Origin of the sequence: Hymenobacter ruricola, assembly GCF_015694525.1 — a bacterium.
Lineage (GTDB): Bacteria > Bacteroidota > Bacteroidia > Cytophagales > Hymenobacteraceae > Hymenobacter > Hymenobacter ruricola.
The window spans coordinates 189824-214778 of sequence record NZ_JADQDM010000008.1; the positions used below are offsets into that span (position 1 = coordinate 189824).

A 24955-nucleotide genomic window follows, 5' to 3' on the forward strand; every position below is an offset into this window, starting at 1 on the left:
CCTGATGGAGCCCGCCGCCACCATTCGCCAACTGCGCTTCGATGTGCAAACCGCCAGCGTTGGGCTGGGCCGCGAGCTGCCCGAGCGGTTCAGCCGGCTGTTTCATGCGCAGCTGGAAGCCGTGCTGGCCGACGAGCTGGCCCGCGTGGCTGCCCCTGGCCCGGTGCGCCACCTGCCCCAGCTGGTGCTGGAGCTGCCCCCCATTGCCCCCGACCGCCTGGAGCAGGACCTGCCCGAACACCTGCGCGAAGCCCTGCGCCGCGCCCTGGCCAGCCTCGGGGCGCAGGCGGGCCCCGGCCAAACCGCGGCGGCCGACCCGCTGGCCGGGTTGCGGTATTATCTGGTGAACGGCCGGCTTCCCTGGCAGCTGAGCACCAGTGCTTTTGAGTTGGATGCGGCGGTGGCGCGCGCGCTCCGGCAGCACCCGCAGGCGCTGGTGGCGCTGCTGCGGCAAGTGGGGCAGCAGCTGTGGCCGCGGCAGCGCCTGGCGGGCCAGCTGGCCCCGGCCACCATCGACCAGGTAATCGGCCTGCTGGCCCCGACCGACGCCCCCCTGGTGCGCGCGTATTTGACCGATACGCTGGCCGCCCACCGCCGCCGGCCGCTGGTGCCGGCTCCCGAGCCAGCGCTGCGCCAGGTGCTGCACGAGCTGGTGCTGGCCGACCTGCTCACTGGCTGGCACACCCAGTTCAACCGCCAGGCCTTCGTGGAGCGGCAGTTGCGTGGGCTGGCCGCCCACTACGGCCTCGACCTGACCGCGCTGCTGCTGCAGCTGGTGGCGGTGCTGCCGCTGGCCGGCCCGCCGCAGCCCCAGGCCACCACGCTGCCCGGCATCGTGCACACACTCTATCAGCAGCAGTTAAAATCCGGCCCCGAGCTCCAGGCCGCCGCACCTGCTGCCCCGCCTGATGTGAATGCAGCCCTGAGCTACTACCTGCGCCGCGGCTCCTTGCCTCCCGCCCCGGGCCCGCCCCTCACGCTGGCTGAGCTGGCTGCTGAAGCGGCGCAGGTGCTGCGCCAGGGCCGGGGCGCCCTGCTGGCCCTGGCGCGGGCGGCAGGGGCGCGCAAAGCCGCGGCCGGCCTGCTGGCCCTGCTCCCCCCAAGCCAGCACCCCGAGCTGATACGGCGGCTGGCGCTGGGCCAGGCCCGGCCCGTGCTGGCCTTGCTCGATGAGCTAGCGGGCCCGGCCGGCGCGGCCCAGCGCCCCCAGCTATGGCAGCAAGCCCTGGTCCACCTGTTGGCCTTTCCGGCCGATGGTGCCACTCCGGCTTTGCAGCGCTGGCTGCCGGTGCAAGTGCCAGGGCTGATAGCGGCCGCCGCAGCCGACGGCAGCACCCGCGAGCAGCTGTTCCACTATCTGCTGACCGGCGAAATCAGCTTGCGGGGAAATCAGCTGACTTCCCCGGCCCAGCTGCGGCGCGAGCTAAGGGAGTTGCTGGTCCGGCACGACGGCGCGCTCACTGACTTCCTGCACCTGCACCAGGGCCGCCCGGAGGTGCTGCAACGCCTGGCGGCCCTGGCGGGCTTTGAGCTGCTGAGCCAGCTGCTGCCAACGGCGGCGCGAGCCAGCCAGCGCCTTACCGCTACCCGCGCCGCGCTGGCCGCCCTGCTGGGCGAGCCGGCTGGCCAGTTTTCAAGCTCCGGCAGAACCAGTCGGCAGCAGTTGCTACGAGAGGCCTACCTGATGTTCCACCTGCGCGGGCGGGCCGGGACTGCTGGCCCTGGCGCCAACGACCTGCAACGAGTGCTGCAAGTGCATCGCCTGCCCGGCCGGGCGTTGCTGAGCTACCTGCGGCAGCAACTGCACCGCTGGCCGGTGCTGGCCGGCAGCTCCTTTTTTAAATGGCTAGTGGATGGATTAAGAGGCGTTGGCACTTACTCTTCACAGCAAGGTGAGCAGCTTGCGAACCGACGTAAACGAACAAGCAAGTCCGGCCAGCGTGAGCCAAGGATTGAAGAAGGCCTGTTTCACGAAGAAGCATCGGCCGAGCCAGAAATGCGGCCAGTTGTATCAGACAGCCCTATTCAGGAAGCAGTCGGCTCTCCCAGCCAACGACCCGAAGCCACCCGGTGGCTACTAGCTGCAACGGCTGCCTCCCGCTTCTGGCAAAAACACGCCGGTAGCGGCGCGGCCGACTTGCATCTGGCCTGGCCCTCCACTGCGGCCGAAGGGCTGGCCCAATTGGCCGCCTACCGCCCGTCTGCTTCTGCGTTGGCGAAAGGGCCCGCGCCGTTGCTGCGCTGGCTGGCGGCCCGCGAGCCGGCGCAGGTGGCGGCCTGGCTGAGTGCCCAGCTTGCCCGCGACTCGCACTGGCCGGGCCAAACGGCACTGCTTGATTTCCCCTTGTTGCGCCGGCTGCTGGCCCGGGCGCGCCCGGCCGCCCGGCAAGGGCTGGCCGCCCTGGAAAGCTTAGCCAGTCGGGAGCTGGCCGGGAGCCAACGGCTGAACGCCCTGCTGCGGGTAGCGGTGCTGCTGGGCCACTTCCGGCCGGCCGGCGCAGGTGCCCTGCTCGCGCGCCTGGCCACGGCCTACGGCCTGCCTCACCGGGCCACTGCCACCCGGCTGCGCAAGCTGGGGCAGCGCCAGCCGGCCCTGGCGGCGGCGCCCGGCTGGCAGCTGCTGGCAGCTGCGCTTCTGAACCCAATGAGACTAAGCAGCCGCCCGGCAACCGCCACCATTGGTCCCGAAGCACTGGCAGGGCCTTTTGGCTTGGGCAAGGTAGTGGGGTTGCCGGAAGAGCCAGCCGCTACTGCTCCCGGCCGGAGGCTGGCCAGCGGGACGGGCAAGCCACCGACCCCGGACGACACCGCGCCGGGCCGCCACGACTTGTTGTTTCATTACCTGCTGCATGGCAAAGCGCCGTGGTGGCACGCCGGGCCGCTGCTGCCCACCACCCTGAGCCCGGCGCTGCAGCCGGCCTCCCAGCCAGTGCGCGCATTTCTGCAGCGGCACGGCCGGGAGGCGGCGGTGCAGCGGCACCTGGCCGCGCTGGCCGATTTCAGCTTGCTGCACGAGCTCTTGCCCCCGCCGGGCGTGGGCCGGGGCCGGCGGCAGCTGGTGCGGCCGGCCCTGGCGGCGCTCGACCGCAGCCTGCGCCGGCCAGCCGGGGCCAGCCAGGAGCGGCGACGACTGTTTTTGCAGGAAGCCTACCTGGCTTATGCGGGAGCCCCGGCCGCCGTGGCCAACCCGCTGGCGGCCGCCCAACGCCTGGCCGCGGCCAGCGGGCTGGCCTGGCGCTCGGTGCTGGCCTGGGCCGCGGCGCTGCTGCGCCAGCACCCGACCCTGGCAGCCGACCCTTTCTTTGCGGCCCTGCTGCAAGCCACGCTGGCAGTGCCCGATGCTGCCCGGCCGCGACGAGCGCAAAGCGCTACCGCGGCGGCCGGCGCAGCTCCTTTCTCAGAGGCAGCCGAGCTAGCCTGGGGCGCGGTAGAGCACTACCTGCAGCAGGGCGCGGCCCCGGCCGCCGACAGTGCGGCCCGAGCGCTGGCGGCCCTGCCCCCCGCCCAGGCAGCGGCGGTGCTAAGCCGGGCCCGGGCTTACCTGGGCGTGGCCACGGCCCGGCAGCGCCTGGCGGCACTGCTGCCGCTCACGGCCCCGGAGCGCGTGCTCCGGCACTGGTGGCCGGCCGCGTACCGGCCGCTGGCGCAGGTGGCGCGGGGATGGCTGCACCTGCATACGCTGGGCCTGGTGCAGGCCGCCGACGGGCCAGCCGGCGTGTGGGCGGCCGTACTGGCCGTGGCGGTGGCCGGCGGGGCGCGGCCGCAACAATTGGCTGCGCTGCTCGACCAGTTGCTGCGGGCCGAAAACGCCCGCCGGCCGCCCGCCCAAACGGCCCGGCAAGTGTTGCAGGCATTGCTACGCCGCCGGGTGCGGGTGCCGGGGCCGCTGGCTGCCCTGCTAGCGGCCCGTGCCGGCGAGGCTTCGGCGGGCCGGCGGGCTCCGGCGAATGCCGCGGCTGGTGGCGCGGGCAGCGGCGGAACGGGCTCAGGGCCGGCGCTGGCGCCGGGCACGGGGGCGCCGGAGGGCCGGCCGGGCTCGCTGAAGCTGAGACCCTCGGGGGAAGAGGCGGGGCCGACCGAAACGGTGTACATAGCCAACGCGGGCCTGGTGCTGCTGTGGCCGTTTCTGGTGCCGCTTTTCGACCGGCTGGGCTACCTGGAGCAGCGGCAGCTCAAGGCGCCGGACCAGGCCGAGCGGGCCAGCCACCTGCTGCAGTTCCTGGTGACGGGCGAGGAAGAAGCGCCCGAATACCTGCTGGTGCTCAACAAACTATTGTGCGGCGTGGCCACGGCCCGGCCCCTGGCCCGCGCCCTGCCCCTCACGCCCGCGGAGCGCAACACCGCCGAAGGCCTGCTGCAAGCCGTGATAACGCAGTGGCAGGCCCTGGGCAACACCAGCGTGACGGGCTTGCGCGAAACGTTTTTGCAGCGGCCGGGCAAGCTCGACTTCCTGGCCGAGCGCGTGACGCTCACCGTCGAAACCAAAACCGTCGACATTCTGGTCGACCGGCTACCTTGGTCCATTTCCACCATCAAGCTGCCCTGGATGCCGCTGCCCCTCTACGTAACATGGCGTTAAAATCCCCTCCCGCTGCCCCGGGCAGCACCCTCGCCCGCGAGCTCGACTGGCTGGCCGAAACCCTCGACGCCCGCGTGAAGCGCTACTTTGGCCTGGAAACAGCTCCTGACGCCCCCGCCGAGCTGCCCGCGCCCAAGCTGCCATCGGCCAAAACCGACTTCTTCGCCGCCCTGGTGGCGCGCGAGCAGCTGGGCCGCGACGAGCGCCTGGTGCTGGCCCTGGCGCTGGCCCCCTACCTGCGCCCGCAGCTGCTCGACCTCTTTTTTGCCCGCAACAGCACCTACGACCGGCCCTTCACCGAGTTCGGCGGCTTGCGCGGCAAGGGCCACGCCGGCTTTTTGCCCACCGGCGAAACGGCCCTGTTCCTGCTGGCCGGTGACGACCTGACCCGCCGCCTGCACTACCAAACCAGCCTCTGGGACGAGTCGCCGCTGGCCGCCGCCCGCCTCGTGCAGCTGAGCAGCTCCGAGCCCGGCGAGCCGCCCCTGAGCGGCGGCCTCACCGTGCCGCCCGATGCCCTGGCCCTGCTCACCACCGGCGAGCGGCCCCGCCCCCACTACAGCCTCGACTTCCCGGCCCAGCGCGTGACCACGCCCCTGGCCTGGGACGACCTCGTGCTCGACTACCCGGTGCTCGACCAGCTCGAAGAAATGCGCACCTGGCTCACGCATCAGGACGACATCATGGCCGACGCGCACCTGCGCCGCCACCTCAAGCCCGGCTACCGGGCCTTGTTCTACGGCCCGCCCGGCACCGGCAAAACCCTCACGGCCTGCCTGCTGGGCCAGGCCACGGGCCACGAGGTGTACCGCGTCGACTTGTCGATGATAGTGTCGAAGTACATCGGCGAGACCGAGAAAAACCTGGCCCGCGTGTTCGACACGGCCGAGCGGCGGCAGTGGATTTTGTTTTTCGACGAAGCCGACGCCTTGTTTGGCAAGCGCAGCACCGCCACCACCGCCAACGACCGCCACGCCAACCAGGAAATCGCCTACCTGCTCCAGCGCATCGAGGACTTCGCGGGCGTCATCGTGCTGGCCTCCAACCTCAAGGGCAACGTGGACGAAGCCTTCGCCCGCCGCTTTCAGGCCATGATTCACTTTCCGCTGCCCGGCCCGGCCGAGCGCGAAAAGCTCTGGCGCAAGGCTTTCGCCAAAGCCGTGCCCCTGGCCCCCGACGTGGACTTCCGAGCCCTGGCCGAGCAGTACAAAGTGGCCGGCGGGGCCATCATCAACGTGCTGCGCTACTGCGTGCTGGTGCACCTGCAGCGCGCCCAGCCCGTAACGGCCGACGACCTGCGCCGCGGCTTGCAGCGCGAGCTGGCTAAGGAAGGCAAAACGGCCTAGCGGGCCGCCGGCACCGCTACAGCCAGGGGTTCTTCCAGCCCTTCACGCCTCGGTTATCGGCACTAAAATCCCGGGTGCCAGCCAGTTTCTTATCCTCTTCCATGTCTTCGTCGGTGTCGTAGTCTTCGTCCCGCGTCGGGCTCATGTGCCCATAAAGCAGTTGTTCGGAGGCCGAAAGGTCCGTCTGGTCGCGGTGACCATTGTGCACGTCCGAAAAACGGGCCACTTGCTTGCGGCCTTCCTGTGCGCTCGCCACGAACTTGAATTCCGTGATTAAGTCGGCCATGGTGGCTTGGCCGGCAATTACTTTTCGCAGAAAAGCCCGGTAGATTTTGGCGGCCCCCTGCTTGCGCCATTCCTCCGCCAGGTACACCGTAACGTGCAGCATGGAAGCCGCCCGCTGCTCCAAATGGCTGCTCAACACCGTGTCATCCAAGCTAAGTAGGTCGTTGGCTACTTCCTGGTCGGTATGCCCCCCGGAGGTGGCGCCTCGCACGTATTCCGTGTACGTATCCCCCATCTTGGCTTTGCCAAAATCTTGTTGGCGGGAAGAAATCTTCGGAGCTCCCCGCTTGTGCGTTGCGTTGATGTTGCCACCGCCCCAGGGGCCGGGCATCGAAACGCGGGTTGACTGCTTGGTCCAGTCCTGGTATTCTGAGAAGCCGTCATACATCCAGTCCTCGTAAGGGGCAGAAGCCGTCGGGGCAGGCATTTTTTGTACAATGGTGTTGCCCCCGGCGGTGCTGATAACCTTGTACTTGCTGCCGTCGCTGCTGAGCTCGTACACGGTGGGGTCGGAAGTGGCCCGCAGGTTCAGGCGGGTGCCGCTGAGGTTGTCCAGATACACCCACAGCGGCTGCATCACGGCTTGGGCCGGGGCCTGGCCGGTGGTCAGGGCCGGGGCGGGGCCCGGGCTGGTTTCGCCTTTGGCCGCCCGGCGGCCCATGAGGTCGGCTTCTTGTTCGAGGGGCTGGGTATCGTTGACCGGCATGCCGCTGCGCAGCTGCGTGGTGGCCCGCACGCGGCCCTGCTTTTGCTGGGCCACGTGCCAGGCCTCGTGGGGCAGGTGCTGCTCCTGCCCCGGCCCAATGTGGATGTCCGTTCCCTGGGCGTAGGCCAGCGCCTGCAGCGTGGCGGGTTTGCTGGAATTGTAATGCACGCGCACGTCGTCGAACGAGTGCCCGGACAGGCTTTCCACGCCGGCCTTCAACTGGTTGGGCAGGCCGGTGGTGTTGCGGGCCGGCAAATTGGCCACCCGGGCCTGCCGCTGGGCGGTCTGGCGCGGGCTGGCGGCGAGAGTGCCCAGGGCCCGGCGCTGGGCCACTTGGCGGGGGCTGCCGTCGAGGGCGGCCAGGGCCTGGCGCTGGGCCACGGCGCTGGGGCGTTGGTCGGCCTGCGCCTGGGCGTGGGCGTGCAGGGCGGGCACGGCGGCGCGGGTAGCCCGCGCGGGGAGGGAAGCCTTCATAGACAACGGGGTAGCAATCGTCAATTCGGCCGTAATATAGCAAGTGCTATCCTTGTGCCGTGCTCCGCGGCTGCCCACGCGCTCAGCTGTTTCCGCCATGTCCGACCCCATCAACCACCTGCTCGACACGGCCGCCATTGTGCGCTACCACCGCCTGCGCATGCAGGAACACGGCGCCGACAGCGTGGCGGCCCTGGGCTGGGCCCGCCCCGAAGGCCAGCAGGCCCGCTTCGCGGCCCTGGCCGGCATTGCCGACCTCACCGACTGCGCCGTGCTGGACGTGGGCTGCGGCCACGCCGACCTGTACCCGTTTCTGCAGCAGCGCTTTGCCGGGGTGCGCTACTGCGGCATCGAGCAGCTGCCCGAGCTGCTCGACGTGGCCCAGGCCCGCCACGGCGCCGACCGGCACGTGACGCTGGGCGGCGGCGACTTCCTGCGCGCCTCGCTGCCCCCGGCCGACTACGTGCTGGCCAGCGGCGCGCTCAGCTACCGGCACCGAAACCCGGACTTCATCTGGCGGGCCATCGAGCGGCTGTACGGCGCCTGCCGGCTGGGGCTGGGCTTCAACCTGCTGAGCCAGGCGCCCGGCCCCGACGGGCTGCTGGTGGCCTACGAGCCGGCCGAGATTGTGGCCTTCTGCCAAACGCTGGCCGCGCGGGTGGCGTTGGTGCAGGGCTACTGGCCCGATGACTTTACGGTGTTTGTGTACCGGGGCTGAGGCGGTCCGCTCTTGCGCGGGGCTGCTCCTTACTTCTTAGGCAACCCTTCCATTTTGGCTTTTTGCGACAGGGCAATGATGTCCCAGGGCATGACGCCCCTGGCTTTGTTGTCGTCCTTGCGGCTTTTTTCAGCTTCGACCAGCAGTTTTTTATACAGAGGCAGAGCAAATATTTTATTCATTTTATGGGTCGCGACTTGCTCGGCATCTTTCCGCATGCTGCTGTAGCTGGTGGTTGCCCATTCGTCCAGGTCTTTGGCCGTTGCTACGGACACGCCTTCCCCCTTGGTTTCGGCTTGCCATTCATCCCACGTGTCTTCCGTCACAGTCTCGGGGTCATCGCCACCCTTCGCCACGGTGCTGAGGGCTTGCTTGCTGGGTTTCCCGCGTTTTTTAGAGGGCAGCCCCAGGCTGTTGTCGTCAAGCTCCTGGTCGTCGGAGAGAGCCAACGACTTGTTCGAGGGCGGCACGCGGTGAGGGTTCAGCAAATTCACCGGCTTGTTTTGGGCTTTGGCCGAAAGGTTCTGGTCGTGGCTCACCCACAGCAGGTTCGAGAAAAAGTTCGTGCCCGAGCCCGTGCTGCGTGGCACGTGGTGGTCGGCTTCGGGGCGTTTTCCGCCCCCGCCGTGCTGAAGCTCGGCGTGGCTATCGGTGTACATATCCCGGAGTTTGTCGTCGGCCAGCGAAGCCGTGACGTCGCTGCGGGTGTCGGACAGAAAGCGTTGCCGGTCGTCGGGGTCCAGATGGCGGGCGTGGCGCTCGGCCAGGTCGCGCTGCGCCCAGTTGAAGGCCTGCCCGCCGCCATAGGCGGTGCCCACGGCCGCGTGTACGACGTCTTGTTCTTCTTCCGTCAGCGTGTCCAGCACCTGCTGGTATCGGTCAGCCCCTAAATTTCTCAGTTCTTCCACCAGCACATCAAGAGCTCGGTGCGGCCGGGGCACGTGCTTCTCGGGGATTCCCCGCGCCGGGCGTGCCTTGCCTAGCGAATCGGTTTCTGGCGCCAGCGGGGTCCATTGGGTGTCGGTGGGGTGCCGCTGGCCTTGCTTGCTTGCGGCCAGCGCCCGTTGGTCGAGGGCGCGCATTTTCGCGTCCATCTGCCGGAACAGGTTCCGCAGGTTATCGGAGGGCATTTTGTTGCGGTTTTCGGCGCTATACTCGTTTTTAATGCCCTCAAAAGTGTGCAACAGATGTACTTCTTCGCCTTCGCCGACGCCGAACAGCTTCACCCGGTAGCTGGAAGGAATGCGGCCGTCGGAGCCTTTGTACTGGGCGTTGATGTGCACAAACCCCCGGCCCTCGTCGGGGTCTTTGGCGTTGTAGAAGCCCTGAATGACCAGGGCCAGGCTTTCCTCGGCATCGCTTTTGGGCCGGGCGGTCTGGCTGCCGCGGTTGGGCTTGAGCAGGATGCGGTCGATGGCTTCTTCCGTTTTTTTCCAGGCGCCCACCTGGTTCGTGTGCTGCTCCATGGGCGTGGTGAGGGCGTAGTGGTTGTGCGCGCCGGAAGAAGCCGGCACCATGTGGCCTTTCTGGTACCGCCCTTCTTCGTCAAAATCCTGGTCGGGCATCACGCTCTGCCCATCGTCGGACACGCTGAACAAGCTCATGGGCGTGGGCGTGGTCCGGCCTTTGCCCTGCGCGCCGCCACCCCACTTCGTGAAGGGGATTTTCCATTCCACGGGCCGGCGCCGGTCCACGCCCTTGTGCTGGAATTTTTCGGTCAGCACCTGCACGTCATTCTCGCCGAAGCTGACGACCTGCAGCTCGCGGGCCGCGTTGAAAACCTCGGCTTCTTCCTCGTCGTCCGTAAGCTCTTCGTCTTTCTGGCTTCCCTCTTCCTGCGCTTCGGTTTGGCGTTCTTCTTCGGGCTGTTTGCTGCCTTCCACGGTTGGCACCAAAGTCTCCAGCAGTTCCTCGTCCTGGCTGCCCTGCCCCAGGTGCGGCTGCTTTTCTTCGCGTTCCTCCTGGTGAGATGCCTGTTCGCCGTCGGCACCGTAACCGGCTCCCAGCTCAGCTAAGTAGTCTTCGTACTCCTGCTCCCAGTTATCATACTCCTCGGCCTGCTGTTGCTGATAATCTTCCTCGGACCGCGTCTGGTTAAAATCGAAATCTTGTTGTGGCGAATTCGGCTCCTGCCAGTCGTCCACGTACCGAACGGGCGAGCTATTAATCTCCGCCGATTCATCCCACGACTTCTGGTGCTTGTTGCCCTTGCCCTTCGAGGAAACGGTTTTTTGCGCCCGCGGGGCGGTCGTAATGGGGCGCTTTTTCTGCGGGGTGCTCCCGCTCGTGCGCTCTTCCAGTGCTTCGGGGCCCACGCTTGAGGCCATTTCCATGCCGCCCCACGCAAAAACCGGGGGTGGAGCCGTGCCCAGCCCCACTGGCTGGGGCTCTTCCTGCATCTCCGTATCGGGCGGGCCAGCCAAGTCGGCCACCGGTTGCGGCAACGCGCCAATGAGGCCGGGCGATTGGAGGTAATTCTCCAGGGGGCCAAAGTTTTGCGTGAGGTCCCGAGCAGCGTTTACCAACGCCGTGACCTGGTCGGGTTCCAAGCCCCGCTCATTGGCAAGGAAGGCCACCATTTCAGGCGAGGGGTGGCCGTCGAAGTGCCGCTGCACGGCCACGCCCGGGGCGGCCACCGGCGGGGCGGGTGCCGTGGGGGCAAGGGCCGCGGGCTGGGCTACCAGGGCCCGCTCGCCCATCTGGCTGGCTTCGCGCTCCAGGCCGGCGTCGTCGTTGATGCCGACGCCCCTGAGCTGCATCGTGGGCTTTACCCGGCCCTCTTTCTGCTGCACCACGTGCCAGGCCTCGTGGGGCAGGTGCTGCTCCTGCCCCGGCGCCACGTGAATCTCGCTGCCCTGGGCGTAGGCGTGGGCCTGCAGCTGCCCCGGTTTCGCGGAGTTGCGGTGCACCCGCACGTCGTCCAGCGAGTGGCCCGAGAGCTGCTCCACCCCGGCCTTGAGCTGGTCGGGCAGGCCCGTGGCGTTGCGGGCCGGCAGGGCGGCGGGCGCCTGCTGGCGCTGGGCCACCTGGCGCGGGCTGTTGGCAATGGCGTTCAGGGTCTGGCGCTGGGCCACGGCGGCCGGGCGCTCATCGGCTTGGGCCTGGGCCTGGCTGGAGGCTTGGGCATCGGCGGCCGGAGCGCCCGGGCGGTGGGAAGCAGACTTTTTCATGCAATGAAAGGCGGGTAGATGCCAGCAGGCAATAATAGCGCTTTTATGGCTGGCAGCCAAGCAGCTAATTGTGAAGGCTCTGCATTGCTGCTTGCGCCAGGGCCGGGCAGTGCTTCTGGTTACTTTCTGCTTACGTTTGTACTCATCACGCCTGGCGGCACAAGGGCCCGGGCCGACGACCGTTTGGTTGCGTAGTCGTCGGGCCGTTTCCACCGCCGGGTTTTTGGTCGAGCGTATGAACTTCCTTTTACCTACCCGGCTCCTGGCGTGGGCGTTGCTGCTGCCGCTGTGGGCACAGGCGCAGGGGCAGCCGTCTATCCACAGCCCCGCCGCTTACTTCCCCCCCGACCAAGCCCGCTACAAGCCCGGGGCACCCGCGCCGCCCGCGCCCAGCCGGCTGCGGGCCGGTATGCCGGCGGGCAGCCGGCCCAGCACGAACGTGTTTGGCTGGCTGCCCGCCTGGATGCCGCTGGACTACGCCCAGCAGGTGGAATTTTCGTTGCTGACGCACGTGGCCTACGACGGCTACCAAGCCAACGAGGCGGGCAAGCTGGCGCCCCCAACCTCCGGCGACGCCGCCAAAGCCGTTGGCCTAGTGCACCAAGCCAACCCCGAGTGCCGGGTGCTGCTGGCCGTGAGCTACCAGGAGCCGGCCCGCAACGCGGCCTTGTTTGAGCCGGCGGGCGGGCCGAGGCGGCAAGCGTTGGCGCAGGCGCTGGCGCAGCAAGTGAAGGCGGTGCAGGCCGACGGCGTCCACCTCGACCTGGCCTTCCGGTTTCGGGCAGTGGCGGCGGAGGCGGCCCGGCCCGCCCCCGCCGCCCCCAAAAGCGCCGGCAATGCCCCGGCCCTGACTCCCACCGAGCGCAAAAACAATCAGAACGCGTTAAATCAAACCACCAAAACCCTGCAGCTCACCCGGGATGCTTTTGCCAAGCAGAAGAAGGCCGGGAAAGCCACCCGGCCGAAGGACTTGGATGCCTACCGGAAGGCGCAGGCCGACTCCGCGCACTACGACGACCTGCTCCGGGGGGGCGCCGGAAATGCCGCCCCGAAACCCGCGCCCGCGCTGCCCGCCGCCGGCAGCTCGGACACCCGGCCGGTGGCCGTGCTGGACCTGGTGCAGGCCTTGCGCAAGGCCCTGCCGGCCACGGCCACGCTCACGCTGGGCCTGCCCGCCGTCGATTCGGCGCAGGTGTATGGCGGGCTGGCGGCCCTCAGCCCATCGGTCGATTTGTTTGTGCTGCAAGCCTTTGACTACACGACCACCCTCCGCACGGCCGACCCGGGGCCGCTGGCCCCGTTGCAGCCCAGCACCGCCTGGGCCACGCAGGGGCTGGCCTCGTCGGTTACTTATTACCTGAATCAGCGTATTGGGCCGAAACAGCTGCTGGTGGGACTGGCCTCGCTGGCCAAGGTGTGGACGCGGTTTGACGCCCCCGGCAAGAAGATGCCGCCCGAAGGCACTCCCATTCCCCCCCGCCCCTACTGGTACCTGACCAGCCGTACCCTGGCGGCCTGGCCGCCCACGTCGCAAAAGTCGGACATTGCCAGCGGCGGCCTGCGGCTGGGCTGGCCGGCGCCGCCCGTTGCCGACCGGGGCGCGCTGGTGAATGCGTCGTACCTGGCCTGGGCCGACGACTCGGCCAGTCTGGCGGCCCGCTACAATTGGGTGCTCAGCCAGCAAGTGGGCGGCGTGGGCATTTGGGCGCTGGGTTTTGATGCGCCCGATGCGCCGCTGTGGGGCTACCTGCGCACCCGCCTCACCCAGCCCGTCGGCGGGGCCGCGGCCGACACCGCCACCGTGGCCGCGGCCGATACCCTGGCCCCCGCCCCGGTGGCCCTGGCGCCGGCCGACACCGCCCGCAAGCCGCTGGCCCTGGTTCAGAAAGAAAGCCCGTTGGCCACCGACAGCACGGGCACGCTCCTGAAAACGGCGCAGTCGGTGGGCCACTGGATAGAAACCTCCGTGCTGATGCGGCTGCTGCTGCTGGCGCTGGCGGTGCTGCTGGCCGGGGCCTGGGTGGGCATGGTGGTGGGCGCGGCCCGCACGGCCCGCTACTGGGTGCCCTTCGGCCGCCGCCGCACCTGGATGCTGGCCGTGCTGCTGGGCGTAGCGGCCCTGCTGGGCCTCTACGTGAGCTGCGTGGGCAACTTCGCCGAGTACAAGATATGGCTGGCCTGGCTGGGGGCCCTTGCGGTGCTGGCGGGGCTGTGGCTGGCCTACCGGCGCGCCCGCCCGGCCTACCTGCCCTAGGCGGGCGCTAGGCCGGGCGGGGCCGGCGGGTTTCCTGCGGAATGGCCTGGGCCAGCCGGGCCGCGGCCGCCGTGCCCAGCCGGCCCATGTAGCAGCTCAGCACGGCCAGGACGTAGAGCGCCACTTCCACCGCCAGTTCCGTGCCCAGCAGGCTCTGCAGGCCGTCCTTCAGGGTAGTAGACTGCTCCGGGCTGGTGGCGTGGTCGATGAGCGTGTACAGGAGCATGGCCAGCGGCACGGCCGCCACCAGAATAACCAGCAGCCACAGCAGCTCACGAACGAGGAAAGGCTTGGAAGCGGGCGCTGCCATAAACGAAAGAGTAAAAAGGTAAACCGGGCCGTGAAAGCCGCTGCCACTCAGCAACAACCGGCGGCCAGCCCGACAGCCCGGCAAAAGTCCGGCCTATGACCGGAAATAACAACAAAAAGCGTGGACGATGCTGGCCTGGTCGGCGCTAGCCGTTTCCCAGAATGCCGCCGCTCCAGCAGTATTCGTCGTCCTCCAGCGCGTACCAGCGGTTGTTGCCGCCGATGTCTTCGCCCAGCACGCGGCCGGTGTACTCCAGCTGCTGCCCGGCCGGCACCACGCGGCCCGGGGCCTCCCGCGAGGGTTGGCCGTAGCGCAGGTTCAGGCGGGCGCGCACCGTGATGGTGCCCGTGGGCGGCGCGCTCATCCAGGCATCGGGCCCAAGAGCCGGGGCCGCGGGCGCAAGCCCGGCCGGGCCGACGCCCGCGCCGCTGTAGCGGGCCAGGGCGTCGGCCACGTCGCGCAGCAGTTGGGCGAAGGTGCGGCCGCTTTTTTTCAGGCCCGAAACCGGGTCGGTTTTGCGGGAAGGGTCGAGTTCGTGGTGGCCGATGATGTCGCGGGCCGGGTCGAGCGTAAACTTCCAGCAGGCGTAGGCCAGCACCCACACGAAGCGCTTGTAGGCTTCGTCGGCATTGATGTTGGCGCCGTAGCAGTACTCGAAGCCAATGGCCGCGTCGTTGGCGTGGCACTTGTAGCGGCGCAGGTCTTCCTTTTCGGGGCAGTTGTAGCGCACGTGCCAGGCCTTTTCGGGCCGGTCCGTCGTCAGGGCCGGCACGCATTCAATTATCTGCTTGTCATCCACGAAGATGTGCGCCGAGGCGCTGGCCTCCTGGCAGGACTTCTCGTAGTACTTCACGTTGCCGGCCGCCGTCGAGCCGGGGTTGCCGGTGTCGTGGGCCACCAAAAACCGGATTTTGTTGGCCGGCAGCTTGCTGCGCCGCTTCGAAGGCGCCGGCAGCCAGTTCGGCGTAATGGTGTATTCGCGGTCGGGAAACAGGCGCATGGGTTCGCAGGGTAGAAGAAAGCAGGGCGTAAATTAAGTAAAATATAGGAATAGTTACGTCGGCGGCGCGCCGCCCGGTGGGCCTCAGCCGCCCACGGGCCAGCCGGCGTCGTAGCCTTCCGGGGGGCCCATGTCGTCTTCCTCGTGGTAGAGCACCTCGCCCGTTTCCAAATCGGCCAGCGACGGGCTGGGGGCTGGAGCATCCGCCACGCCCGCCGTGGCCGGAGCCGGCAGGTTCGGCAGGTCCGGCAGTGAAGCGGGTTCGTCCGGCACCGCCGGCAACAGCGTAGCGGCTACCACCGGCAGGTTCGGCGCCACGGGGGCCGGCACGGGCGCTTCCGGAGGCGACACGGGTACAGCAGGGGCCGGCGCGGGTTCCGCAGGAGGTGGCGCCGGTGTAGCCGGAAACACCTCCTGCGGGGCCGCAGCCGGCTCCGGCCAGGCCACAGCGGCCGGCGCCACAGCCACCACCGGCGCGGCAGCGGCTGCTGGCTCCGCAAAGGCCGGCCAGGCGGGCGCTGGGGCAGGAGGCGGGGCGGGCGCCGGCCAGGCCGGCAACGGGGCCACTACGGCCGGCGCCGCGGGCAGGGCCGGCTCAGCCGGCAAACGATAAGGCCACCACCGCTTCGACCCTAAGTAGGCCAGGCTGCTGAAAGCCAGCAACAAGGGCAGCCCGAGCGGCCAGGCCGGCAGCACGCCCGTCGCGTACACCGTCGCCACGAGGCAACCGCCCAATACCAGCGAAACCAGCACGAACTGGAGGCGCTGAATGGCCAGCCCGCGCTCGTCGCACAGCAAATCGGCCAGCCAGCCCCGGCTGTGGAGCCGTTGGTCGGGGTCCTCAGTCGGCGCGGCCCAGGCGGCCAGCGCCGCCGTGCCCGCGCTGATGCCCAGCAGCACCAGCGTGGCCACCGGCACGGCCGGCAGCGCCCCCGTGAGGCCGCCGCTCGCCAGCCCGCCGCCCAGCACCAGGAAGCCCCACCACGCCAGCTGCGCGCGGGCCAAGCTGTAGGGCGGTGCGGCATCGGCCAGGGGCAGCAGGTAGCCGTCGTCGTCGGTGGGCCGGGGCACGGGCACCCGGAGCAGCCACGAGCGGGCCGCGGCCACCAGCAGCAAAATGCCCGCCAATGCCGCCAGCCCCAGCCCCACCAGCCAGCCCTGGCCGGGCGCCAGCAGCACGGTGCCGGCCCGGCGGGTGGCCGGGTGGGTGAGCAGCTGGCGGGCCGTGCCCAGGCCCAGGCGCACCGGGTGGGCCTCCTGCCAGGGCGCGCCGTCGGCCAGGGCCCAGTAGTCGCGAGCAGCATCGCGTCGCAGGGCAAACACCACGCGGGTAAGGGCGCCGCTCGGTGCGGCTGAGGAATCGGGCGGCGCGGCGGCGACAGGTGCCACGGCGGCGGGGGCCGCAGCCCCGGGCCAGCCGCCGGCACCCAGGCTGTCGGCGCGGGCGGGGGCCGGGCGGGCGGCGGTTCGGCGGACGGCCGCGGCCGGCGCGGCCGTATCAGCCAGGGTGTACACGGCCAGCGGGGCCAGCCCGTGCAGGGGGATGCCGTTGAGGTAAAGTGTCAGGCCGCGGGCCGAACGGCCACCAGCCTGCCCGACGGGCAGCCCGCTGACTTCCAGCGTGACAGTGCTGCCGAGCCGGAGCGTAGAATCCTGCCCGAAGGCGCCCGTGGGGTAAACGCGGCGCAGCGTGGGCTGCTGCCCCGAGGCCGCGCCGGCCAGCCCGAACACTAGCCCGCCGGCCATCAGCAGGCGGCTGGAAATCCGTAATGGTATGTGCATATATATCAGGAAGCAGCGCCGAAGGGCCGGCCGGTCAATCGGGGGCCAATATACTGCCCCGGACCGCAGCGCCGGTCTTCCGCAACTGGCTGGTTCGGGGCTATGGTTTGGGGCTTTGATTGCTGGCCAAAGCGGCCTTACCTTGCGAGCGCTGAACAATTTACAGCTGCCGCGGCCCATCGTTCATCTACCCACTCCTGTTACCTTCTATATTTTCATGGCAGATTTTTCGGGGTACTTTCCCAAGCTCCTGCGCAACGAGGGCAACTACTGCCACCACCCGACCGACCCGGGCGGCGAAACCTACCGCGGCATTGCCCGCGTCTACAACCGCAACTGGGCGGGATGGCCCATCGTCGACGCCGTAAAAAAACAGCTGGGCCTCACCAGCCCCGTGCCGAAGGCCTCCTGGGGCACCATCAACAAAGCGCTGGGCAGCAACGCCGGGCTGGGAGAAAACATCAAGCAGTTTTACCAGGCCCTGTACTGGAACCCGCTGCGCCTCAACGAGGTCGAGTCGCAATCGGTGGCCGAGCAGCTGGCCGACCACGGCGTGAACGCCGGCATCAGCCGCCCGGCCAAAATGCTCCAATTCCTGCTCAGCACCGAGTACGGCGCGGCGATACAGGTTGACGGCAAGATTGGGCCGCTGACCATTGAGGCCCTCAACAGCACCCTGCCGCCCCTCTTTTACCTGAGCCTGGTGGAAATGCGCCGCGCCTTCTACTACTACCGGGCCGGCTGCCCCCTCACGTCGACGCCCAACATGGCCGCCTGGCGCGACTTCCTGCACAACAAGCTGAACGTGCGGCCCGACGGGCGCATGAAGCAGTACCTGGCGTCCTGGCTCAGCCGCACCCAGGTGCCGTTTGTTTCCTGAAAGGCCCCGGCCCGCTTTTTTGCTTCTACCACTTTCCTTCCTTCTAGATTGAGATGAACAAGTCGACCATCGCCTTCGGGCCCCGGCTGAGCACCGTGCTGCGCACCAGCGAGGGCGAGGACCTGCCCGCCATTGCCGACCAGCTGGGCCTGCCCGCCTACGACGCGGTGATGGCCGTCATCGGCGGCGCCAACAGCCTGGACCCCGACCTGCTGCCCCGGCTCGGCCTGCTGTTTGAGCGCGGGGTGGCCCACGCGGCGCTGGGCGCCCGGGCCGTGCTGGTGGACGGCGGCACTCAGTCGGGGGTGATGGCGCTGCTGGGCGAGGCCGTGGCCGTGCTGGCCCACCGCACGCCGCTGGTGGGCGTGGCCCCGGCCAGCCTGGTGGGCTACCCGCAGGCCCCGGCCGGCGGGGCCGTGGCCGAGCCCAACCATTCGCACTTCGTGCTCACGCCGGGCACCCACTGGGGCGACGAAACCCCCACTCTGCTGGGGCTGGTGCACGAGCTGGCCGGCCGCGGGGGGCAGCCGCGCCCGGCGGTGGTGCTGCTGGTGGGCGGCGGCCCGGTGGCCCGCACCGAGGTGGTGCAGGCCGTGCGCCTGGGCCTGCCCATTGTGGTGCTCACCGGCTCCGGCGGGCTGGCCGACCAGCTGGCCACTGCCTGGGCTGCCCGTGCCGAACTGGCCGACGACCCGGCCTGGGCCGAAATCCTGACCGAAGGCCGCCTGCGCTTCTACCCCCTGAAAAAATCGGTGGAAGGCCTGGAAAATGCCTTGCTGCGCGAGCTGGGCAACGACCCGGTGCTGCTGCAGGCCTGGGAAACCTTTGCCGACTACGACCACAACGCCAACCGCCAGCAGGTCAAGTTCGACCGGCTGCAGCGGGCCATCATCTGGCTCGGCATTGCGGGCACGGCCCTGGCCCTGGTGCAGCAGATGTACGCGCCCAAAATTGGCCTGGGTGCGCTCTGGCAGACGCGGCAGTACCAGTGGTGGGGCCTCTACCAGGTGCTGCTGCTGGTGCCCATCACGCTCACGCTGCTCGTGACGGTGGCCAACCAGTTTAAGCAGGGCAACAAGTGGCTGCAGTTGCGGGCCGGGGCCGAGGCTGTGAAGCGCGAAATCTACCGCTACCGGGCCCGGGCCATGTACTATGCCGAGGGCGCCGCCGCCAACCCGCCCGGCGAGCTGGCCCAGCGCGTTATGGACATCACCAGCCACACCATGAGCACGGAGGTCAACACGTCCTCGCTGGTGCCCTACGATAAGCGGCAGGGCTTCCCGCCCTACTCCGGGCCCCACGACGACGGCCTGGGCTACCTCAGCCCGGCGCGCTACGTGGAAGTGCGCCTCGACGACCAGCTGGGGTATTTTCGGGGTAAGGCGGTGCAGTTGGAGCGGCAGCTCAAGGCGCTGTCGTGGGCCACGTTTCTGATAGGGGCTTTGGGCACTTACCTGGCGGCCATTGGGATGCAAATTTGGATTGCCCTGACCACGGCCGTGGTGGCGGGCATCGGCACCTACCTGGGCTACCGGCAAGTGGGCACCAACCTCGGCAAATACAACCTGGCCGCCACCAACCTGGCTAATGTGCGCGCCTGGTGGCTGGCCCTGCCGCCCGAAGACCGCAGCACCGCCGCCAGCGCCGACACGCTGGTGGAAAAAACCGAGCAGGTGCTGCAAATCGACCTCGAAGGCTGGGTGCAGCACATGCAAAACGCGCTGGCCGAGCTGCACAAAAATCAAAACGCGGCCCGCGAGCGCGAAGAAGCCAAAGTGGCGGCCCTGGTGGCCCGGCGCGAGAAACAGCTGGCCGCCAGCGGCGAGGAAGAGGGCGCCGCCGGCGGCCCCGCCGACCCGCTGTTCCTCTACGGCGCGAAGCTCCCGCCCGTGGCCGGCGACGACGCTCCCGGCGGCCCCCGCATCCTCGAAGACGAGAATCCCGACGATGAGCTCGGCGAAGAAGCAGACGAAGCAGGGCCCCAACGCTCGCGCGCCGCGGCCAGCAAAGCGCCAGTAGCGGAAGAGGAAGAAGAGGAAGCGCTGGGATAATTCCCGGTAATGCAACAACAGGTTCGCGGGCGTTTGGGCGGGCTGACGGCTTTGGTCATCAGCCCGCCCAAACGCCCGCGGCATTAAGCCCTAGTACATCGGCCCGATGTAGTCCGGCGTGCCGGGAATGGGGCCGCAAATCATGGTGTGGTCGTATTCGTGCCAGCCGTCGGCGTGGGACTGGGTGTGCAGGTGGGCCAGGCTGACCAGGATGTTGTTGAAATACATCTGGCGCTGCTGCTCGGGCAGGTAGGTAGGGGCTTCGCGCACGGCCAAGTGGCTCTGCCCGGCCAGGGTGTAGCCAATGGCCCGCTCGCAGAACAGGGAAGGCGCGTTCACCTCCTCGGCCAGCCGGTTCACGATGTCGCGCAGCTGCCCGGCGTGGGGCGTGGTGAGGTAGCTGCGCGAATAAAACAGCGCGAAGGCGTTGAGGGGCGTGGTTTGGGGGCTGAGGCGAATGCGTTCGCCGTAGCTCAGCAGGAAGCTGTCGGCCTGCGCCGGGCGCACCGAGCGGCCGGTGAGCAGCACCTGCTCGGCCACCCGCAGCTGGGTGGGGTCCTCGTCCCAGAGGTCCAGCTGCTTGGCCAGGGCAAAGGCTTCGGGCGTGCGCCCGGCGTGGGCCAGGGCCGCGGCCAGGTCCGAAAACAGCACCAGCAGCAGGTCGTGGCAGAACCGGGGCTGCCGGTCCACCTCCTGCAGGAACCGGCGCAGCGCCGGCGTGAGCCGGATGCGCTGGAGCTTGGCCGTGTCCTGCAACGCCTCCGACACGGTCAGCAGCACGGCGTTGCGCCGCCGGCGCAGGGTGTCGCCGGGCATCTGGTAGCGGGCCACGGCGCGCAGCCACACCAGGTTGGGCTGGAACTGAGGCGGCCGGCTCATGGCCTCGGCCCACAGCGAGCGGGTGCGGGTGCGGGAGTAGCGGTCGGGGAAAACGGCTTCCACAAAGGCCAGGCTGTCAAGTTGGTCTATTTCTCCGCGCAGGGGGTTGGGGCTGGCGGCAAGCTGGCGCACCTCGTACGCAAAGAAGGCATCAAATGGGCAGGTGTAAAACCCGCCAAAGTCGCGCGTCTTGGGCCGGCTGGGCTGGCGCAGAAAGGCGATGGGGTCTTCTCCCTCGGCGATAGCCCGGACCTGCGTGCTCTGGTTCGGCCCCAGGTTCCAGTGCCAGGGGCTGATGCCCAGCCGAAAAATGGGTCCCTCCTGCCCTTTTTGCCGCGGAGCAGCCAGCTTATCCAGCAGGCTGTTCAACTGTTCTATTTCGGCGGCCGCGCGCGCAAACGTGCGGGCCGCCTCGGCTGGCTGGTGTTTGAATTCCTGCAGGTACGTGGCATACAATGGCGCCGCAAACGCACTCATAAACAGGTAGCGGAGGTAGTTGAGGCCGGGCGGGAGCTTGTTTTCGCTCATCACCACCTTCACCCGCAGGATATCGGCCTGCCCCAGGCTGCTCACGGTGAAGATGGTGGCGTGGTCGGCCACGACGGGAGTGGCGGCCAGCACGGCCTGCCAGGCTTTGTCGCGGCTGGCCAGCGGAATGGAGAAGCTAACGCGGTCGATGTTGAGCACAGCCGGGTTGACTCCCCCCAGCCGCACCACGTCGACCTGGTTGAGGGTGACGGGACTATACGGCTGGCTCACGTCGTGCGACCGGTTCACGGGCCGCACGCTCAGCAGGCTGTACACCAGCGCCGAGTACGCCTCGTTCAGCGAAAAATTGCCCACTTGGCTGCACGCGTTCAGCAGCGGGTACACGTTGGTGGGCGTCAGCAGCTCGTACTTCACCAGGTAGGGCAGCAGCACGAAGGCCCCGTCGATTTCCCGGATGTTGACGGCGTCATTTTTCAGCTGCGCGAGGCACTGCTGCACCTGGGCCGGCTGGCGCAGCGCGGCCAGCACGATGGCGGCCGTGAGGTAGCCGCCGCTGTTGCCGGTGTAGGCCCCGCGCTCGTCGTAGAGGTAGTAGGTGGGCGAGTACAGCCGCTGGAACTGGGCCCGCGCCGCGGCCGTCCCATAGGGGTTCATGCCTTCCAGAAACGCCAGCTGGGCCGGCGCAAACGTGCCCTGCCCCAGCAGCACCCGCAGGCAAAAGCTCAGGGCCACCGGGCTGGGCGGCGCGCCGGCGGCGGTGCGCACCTCCTGCGCCACGTAGGCCCGCAGCCGCTCCAGCAGGCGCGCCCGCGTGGCCAGCAGGCGGGCCATTTCGGCGGCCCGGGCGGCGGGCGGGGCGGGCAGGCCGGTGCGCTGCTGCTCGCTGTTGAGCTGGTAGTAGGTGAGCGCCATCACGGCGCGGGCCGTGAGCACGGCCAGGGCCCGCTGCTGGGGGCCAGGGGCCGGCGGGCCGGCGGGCAGCTGCGTGAGGCCCCCGGCCTGGTCGAGGCGGTGGGTCAGGTCGTGCAGCAGGCGCAGAATGATGGGGTTTTCGCGCTCCACCGAGTCGAAGCTCAGCCCGCCCCGGTCCACGGCCGAAAACATGCCCAGTTCGATGTTCAGGGCCAGCGTGTCGTTGTGCAGCGCGTCCAGCATGCGCGGGAAGGCGTAGTCAGCGGCGGCGCGCCCGCCCAGCCAGGGCGTGTAAGCCATGCCCCCGAGGCGGTCGGCGGCCAGCACAAACAGGGCCTTTTCCCGCACCGGCACGTACGACGACGTCAGCAGCGGGGCGCGCTGTTCCACAATGTTGTAGGCCACGTAGTCGTCCTGCCGCTGCCGCCACTGCCAGGCCGTCCAGGCCAGCCCGCCCAGCACCAGCGGCAGCAGCACGGCCAGCAGCAGGCGGCGCACGCCGTAGCGGGCCAGCTGCAGCTGCGCCCACAGCCGGTTTTTACTCTTCTGGAGGTAGCGCGCAAGCAGGGCCCGCAGCTCTTCGGCGTGGGCCAGGCGCTGGGCCGGGTCCGAGCCGGTTTGGTAGTAATAAGCCAGCCAGGCCGTCAGGCCGCCCTTAGCGGCCACCCACTGCGCAAAAAACGTGTAGAGGCCGATGGGCAGCAGAAAGCCCACGCTCTCGTCGCTGGCCTGCCAGCGGGCGGCTTCTTGCAGCAGGTTGGCGGCGATGCGCACGTTCTGGGCCTCAGTCTTCGACCAGGCGCTGAGATGCTGCCAGTTGCGAATCAGGCTCTCGTGGCTGATGTCGAGCACGGCGTCGGGCGGCAGCACGGCGCGGTCGTCCTCGTCTTCGCTCAGAAAGGGCGACAGAAACGTGGAATCGGGCCGCCGAAACGGGCGCAGGATGCGGCAGATGACCGGCCAGGGCAGCAGCGGGTCGTCGATGATGGCCGTGATTTGGGCGCCGGTGAGGCGGTTGCGCACCACGCGCTGGCCATCGGTGCGCGTGAGCACCCGGAAGGTTTGCTCGATGACCCGCTCGGCCGTGCCCGGCGGCAAGGGCGGCGCGAAGTCGCGGTTGTATAAGTCGTTGGCTTCGAAATGCAGCTGGTTGGCGTGAGCGTCCAGCACGTTGCGCAGCCCGGGGTTATCGAGCAAAAACCCGCGTTCGGCCGGCGGCAGGGTGGCTTTCCAGGCCTCGAAGCGGGGGCGGTCGGCGGGGGGCAGCTCGTCGCTGAGCCCGCCCACCATGGCGTAGTGAAGGAGGTCCATCTGCTCGCGCCCTTCGTCGGCGGCCAGCCAGATGCGGCGCAGCGCATGTTGCAACACCGGCAGTTGGTCCTGCCCCTGGTCGGTGTCGAGCAGCAGCCGCTGCACCAGCCGCTCGCTGATGCGGTTGCCGCTGAGCAAAGCCGGGTCGCGGATGACCTGAGCAAACTCGTGGCGCAGCAGGCGGGGCACGAAGTACTGGCTGGCACCGACCTGCTCAATCAGGCCGCGGAACTCGGCGCACTGGCCCACGAAGTCCGAGCGCATGGTGCACACGATGTAGAGCGGCAGCTGCTGCTCGCGGGCCAGGCGGGCGGTTTCCAGCAGCAGGTTCACCGTGGTTTGGGCCGCCGCGTTGGGGGCATCGCCCTCGTAGTTCTCGGGGTTGGTGAAGAACTCCTCGAACTGGTCCACCACCAGCAGCAGGTTCGCGGCTTGCCGCTGCTGCCGGCGCTGGTCCGCCGCGGGCAGGGCCGGGTCGGGCGCGGGCGGGTTCAGGGCCGACGTTTGGTAGAGCTGCACCAAGGCCGAGAAGCCCTGCTGCAGCTCGGTTTCGACGCTGCTCACCTGGTCGGGCAGGCCCAGGGCCGGGGCCAGGGCGCGGGCCAGGTTGTGCAGGGGGCTTCGCTCGGGGCGGAAGGTGGCCACGGCCCAGGTGCCGTGGCGGGCGCGCACGAAGCCGGCGCGCACCTCGGGCAGCAGCCCGGCAAACACCAGCGACGACTTGCCGTCGCCCGAGGCCCCAGTTATCATCACGAACCGCTCGGCCGCCAGCAACGCCAGGCACTTGCCCACGTGCCCCTCCCGCCCCCGGAAATAGATGGCCTCCTCCTCCGTGAACGTGCGCAGCCCCGTGTACGGGCAGATTGGTTCGTCAGCGCCTAGCACCAGCGGGTCAGAGTCGGGAGAAGGGGCCATGGCAGGGTAAGCGGAAAAGACCCGGGGCCTTCACTTGCGTAAGGCGGGGCCGGAAAGAAAAATAGTGGCGTAAATACCCGGAAGTCCGGCGGCACCGCTGCCGGGCCGCCCGGCGGCTTACGGTTGCTGGCTGAGCACGCGGCGAACTTCCTCGCTCACGCCCAGGTGGGGTTGAATGCTGGAAATGACCTTGGGGGCTTTGAAGCCGCGCATCTTGTTTTGCACCGGGTCGTCCTCGCCCACGAACAGGATGGGGGTGGTGGAGCCGGCCCCGCCCACCAGGCGCCAGACCTGCTTGACGAAGGGCAGGGCCCAGTCGGCGCTGTGCTTGAAGTACACCACCGCCAGCCGGCTTTTCGGGATGGCACTCACCGCCAGGTCCTTGTAGGCGTCTTCGCTGTCGGGCTCAATGGTCAGGATTTCCAGCGGAAACGCCTCGCTCAGCTCGTCCGTGATGGCGTTGGCCTCCTCGCTGTCCTGCGCGTTGTACACGAAGAAAATGTCGTTTTCCTTTTCCACGGCGGCGGCCGGCGGCGGGGTGGCCCGGCCCAGGGAGGTGCGCACGTCTTCCACCACCTGCATGGCGCTGGTGGCGTTGGTGAGGGTGCATTGCCGCGTCAGCTCGTTGCGGATGGTGGCCATGAACGCCTGTTGGGCCGGCTTCACGGGCTGCGCCTCATCGGGGCAAAACCAGACCACTTGCCGGAAAAACGGCCGGCTGGCTGCCGCGGCCCGGGCTTCGCGGTAGGCAAACATGGGAAAGGAGCAGTCCTCGTCTTCCTCGAAGCGGCGGCCGAACTCGTTGCCCAGCAGGTGGATGGCGCAGTCGGCCTGGGCCAGCGCCTCGCCCGTGCGCGCCCGGTACTCGTCCTCGTCGAGCGGGCAGTCGAAGTT

Annotated in this window: 13 protein-coding genes; 6 read left to right on the top strand and 7 right to left on the bottom strand. The window is 68.9% G+C overall.

The genetic code is table 11. The annotated features are described in order from the left end of the window. Positions 1-4 precede the first annotated feature (4 nt). On the top strand, positions 5-4579 hold the full coding sequence (locus I2H31_RS25500; protein ID WP_196294121.1) for a contractile injection system tape measure protein: 4575 nt from the start codon (positions 5-7) through the stop codon (positions 4577-4579). After that, a complete protein-coding gene (locus I2H31_RS16365) occupies positions 4570-5925 on the top strand; it encodes an ATP-binding protein (protein ID WP_196294122.1) in 1356 nt (451 codons plus the stop codon). Before I2H31_RS25500 ends, I2H31_RS16365 begins: the two co-directional genes overlap by 10 nt. Positions 5926-5941: 16 nt before the next feature. On the opposite strand, the gene I2H31_RS16370 is transcribed toward I2H31_RS16365, so the two are convergent. Continuing rightward, a complete protein-coding gene (locus I2H31_RS16370; protein WP_196294123.1) occupies positions 5942-7390 on the bottom strand; it encodes an eCIS core domain-containing protein in 1449 nt (482 codons plus the stop codon). A 97-nt stretch (positions 7391-7487) separates the two neighbouring features. Between I2H31_RS16370 and I2H31_RS16375 the strand changes: the two genes are divergently transcribed. Then, positions 7488-8108, top strand: coding sequence for a class I SAM-dependent methyltransferase (locus I2H31_RS16375; protein WP_196294124.1), 621 nt, complete (start codon positions 7488-7490; stop codon positions 8106-8108). A 29-nt stretch (positions 8109-8137) separates the two neighbouring features. On the opposite strand, the gene I2H31_RS16380 is transcribed toward I2H31_RS16375, so the two are convergent. Next, positions 8138-11278, bottom strand: coding sequence for an eCIS core domain-containing protein (locus tag I2H31_RS16380; RefSeq protein ID WP_196294125.1), 3141 nt, complete (start codon positions 11276-11278; stop codon positions 8138-8140). Positions 11279-11513: 235 nt separating this feature from the next. Here I2H31_RS16380 and I2H31_RS16385 point away from each other — a divergent pair, with 235 nt between their 5' ends. Continuing rightward, complete coding sequence (locus I2H31_RS16385) at positions 11514-13532, top strand: glycoside hydrolase family 18 protein (RefSeq protein WP_196294126.1); 2019 nt, start codon at positions 11514-11516, stop codon at positions 13530-13532. Between the two features lie 7 nt (positions 13533-13539). On the opposite strand, the gene I2H31_RS16390 is transcribed toward I2H31_RS16385, so the two are convergent. The 3 genes from I2H31_RS16390 to I2H31_RS16400 all read right to left on the bottom strand — a co-directional run bounded on the left by I2H31_RS16390 (position 13540) and on the right by I2H31_RS16400 (position 16624). Further along, positions 13540-13842, bottom strand: a complete 303-nt coding sequence (locus tag I2H31_RS16390; RefSeq protein ID WP_196294127.1) for a hypothetical protein — start codon at positions 13840-13842, stop codon at positions 13540-13542. A 145-nt stretch (positions 13843-13987) separates the two neighbouring features. Then, positions 13988-14842 (bottom strand): peptidoglycan recognition protein family protein, encoded by an 855-nt coding sequence (locus tag I2H31_RS25260; protein ID WP_230687873.1) that lies wholly within the window; start codon positions 14840-14842, stop codon positions 13988-13990. An 84-nt stretch (positions 14843-14926) separates the two neighbouring features. After that, on the bottom strand, positions 14927-16624 hold the full coding sequence (locus I2H31_RS16400; protein WP_196294128.1) for a hypothetical protein: 1698 nt from the start codon (positions 16622-16624) through the stop codon (positions 14927-14929). Between the two features lie 217 nt (positions 16625-16841). Here I2H31_RS16400 and I2H31_RS16405 point away from each other — a divergent pair, with 217 nt between their 5' ends. Next, a complete protein-coding gene (locus I2H31_RS16405; RefSeq protein WP_196294129.1) occupies positions 16842-17504 on the top strand; it encodes a glycoside hydrolase family 108 protein in 663 nt (220 codons plus the stop codon). A 53-nt stretch (positions 17505-17557) separates the two neighbouring features. Further along, positions 17558-19555, top strand: coding sequence for a DUF4231 domain-containing protein (locus tag I2H31_RS16410; RefSeq protein WP_196294130.1), 1998 nt, complete (start codon positions 17558-17560; stop codon positions 19553-19555). A 90-nt stretch (positions 19556-19645) separates the two neighbouring features. Here I2H31_RS16410 and I2H31_RS16415 read toward each other — a convergent pair whose 3' ends face one another. Beyond that, positions 19646-24061, bottom strand: a complete 4416-nt coding sequence (locus I2H31_RS16415; RefSeq protein WP_196294131.1) for an nSTAND1 domain-containing NTPase — start codon at positions 24059-24061, stop codon at positions 19646-19648. A gap of 117 nt (positions 24062-24178) precedes the next feature. After that, positions 24179-24955, bottom strand: a 777-nt coding sequence (locus I2H31_RS16420; protein ID WP_196294132.1) for a hypothetical protein, incomplete at its 5' end; no start/stop codon positions are given.

What these genes read in the sequence shown, in the direction of transcription:
- I2H31_RS16370 (WP_196294123.1), bottom strand. Translation starts at nt 7,390, where the DNA reads ATGAAGGCTTCCCTCCCCGCGCGGGCTACCCGCGCCGCCGTGCCCGCC.
- I2H31_RS16405 (WP_196294129.1), top strand. Translation starts at nt 16,842, where the DNA reads ATGGCAGATTTTTCGGGGTACTTTCCCAAGCTCCTGCGCAACGAGGGC.
- I2H31_RS16410 (WP_196294130.1), top strand. Translation starts at nt 17,558, where the DNA reads ATGAACAAGTCGACCATCGCCTTCGGGCCCCGGCTGAGCACCGTGCTG.
- I2H31_RS16390 (WP_196294127.1), bottom strand. Translation starts at nt 13,842, where the DNA reads ATGGCAGCGCCCGCTTCCAAGCCTTTCCTCGTTCGTGAGCTGCTGTGG.
- I2H31_RS16365 (WP_196294122.1), top strand. Translation starts at nt 4,570, where the DNA reads ATGGCGTTAAAATCCCCTCCCGCTGCCCCGGGCAGCACCCTCGCCCGC.
- I2H31_RS16375 (WP_196294124.1), top strand. Translation starts at nt 7,488, where the DNA reads ATGTCCGACCCCATCAACCACCTGCTCGACACGGCCGCCATTGTGCGC.
- I2H31_RS25500 (WP_196294121.1), top strand. Translation starts at nt 5, where the DNA reads ATGGAGCCCGCCGCCACCATTCGCCAACTGCGCTTCGATGTGCAAACC.
- I2H31_RS16385 (WP_196294126.1), top strand. Translation starts at nt 11,514, where the DNA reads ATGAACTTCCTTTTACCTACCCGGCTCCTGGCGTGGGCGTTGCTGCTG.
- I2H31_RS16415 (WP_196294131.1), bottom strand. Translation starts at nt 24,061, where the DNA reads ATGGCCCCTTCTCCCGACTCTGACCCGCTGGTGCTAGGCGCTGACGAA.
- I2H31_RS16400 (WP_196294128.1), bottom strand. Translation starts at nt 16,624, where the DNA reads ATGCACATACCATTACGGATTTCCAGCCGCCTGCTGATGGCCGGCGGG.
- I2H31_RS16380 (WP_196294125.1), bottom strand. Translation starts at nt 11,278, where the DNA reads ATGAAAAAGTCTGCTTCCCACCGCCCGGGCGCTCCGGCCGCCGATGCC.
- I2H31_RS25260 (WP_230687873.1), bottom strand. Translation starts at nt 14,842, where the DNA reads ATGCGCCTGTTTCCCGACCGCGAATACACCATTACGCCGAACTGGCTG.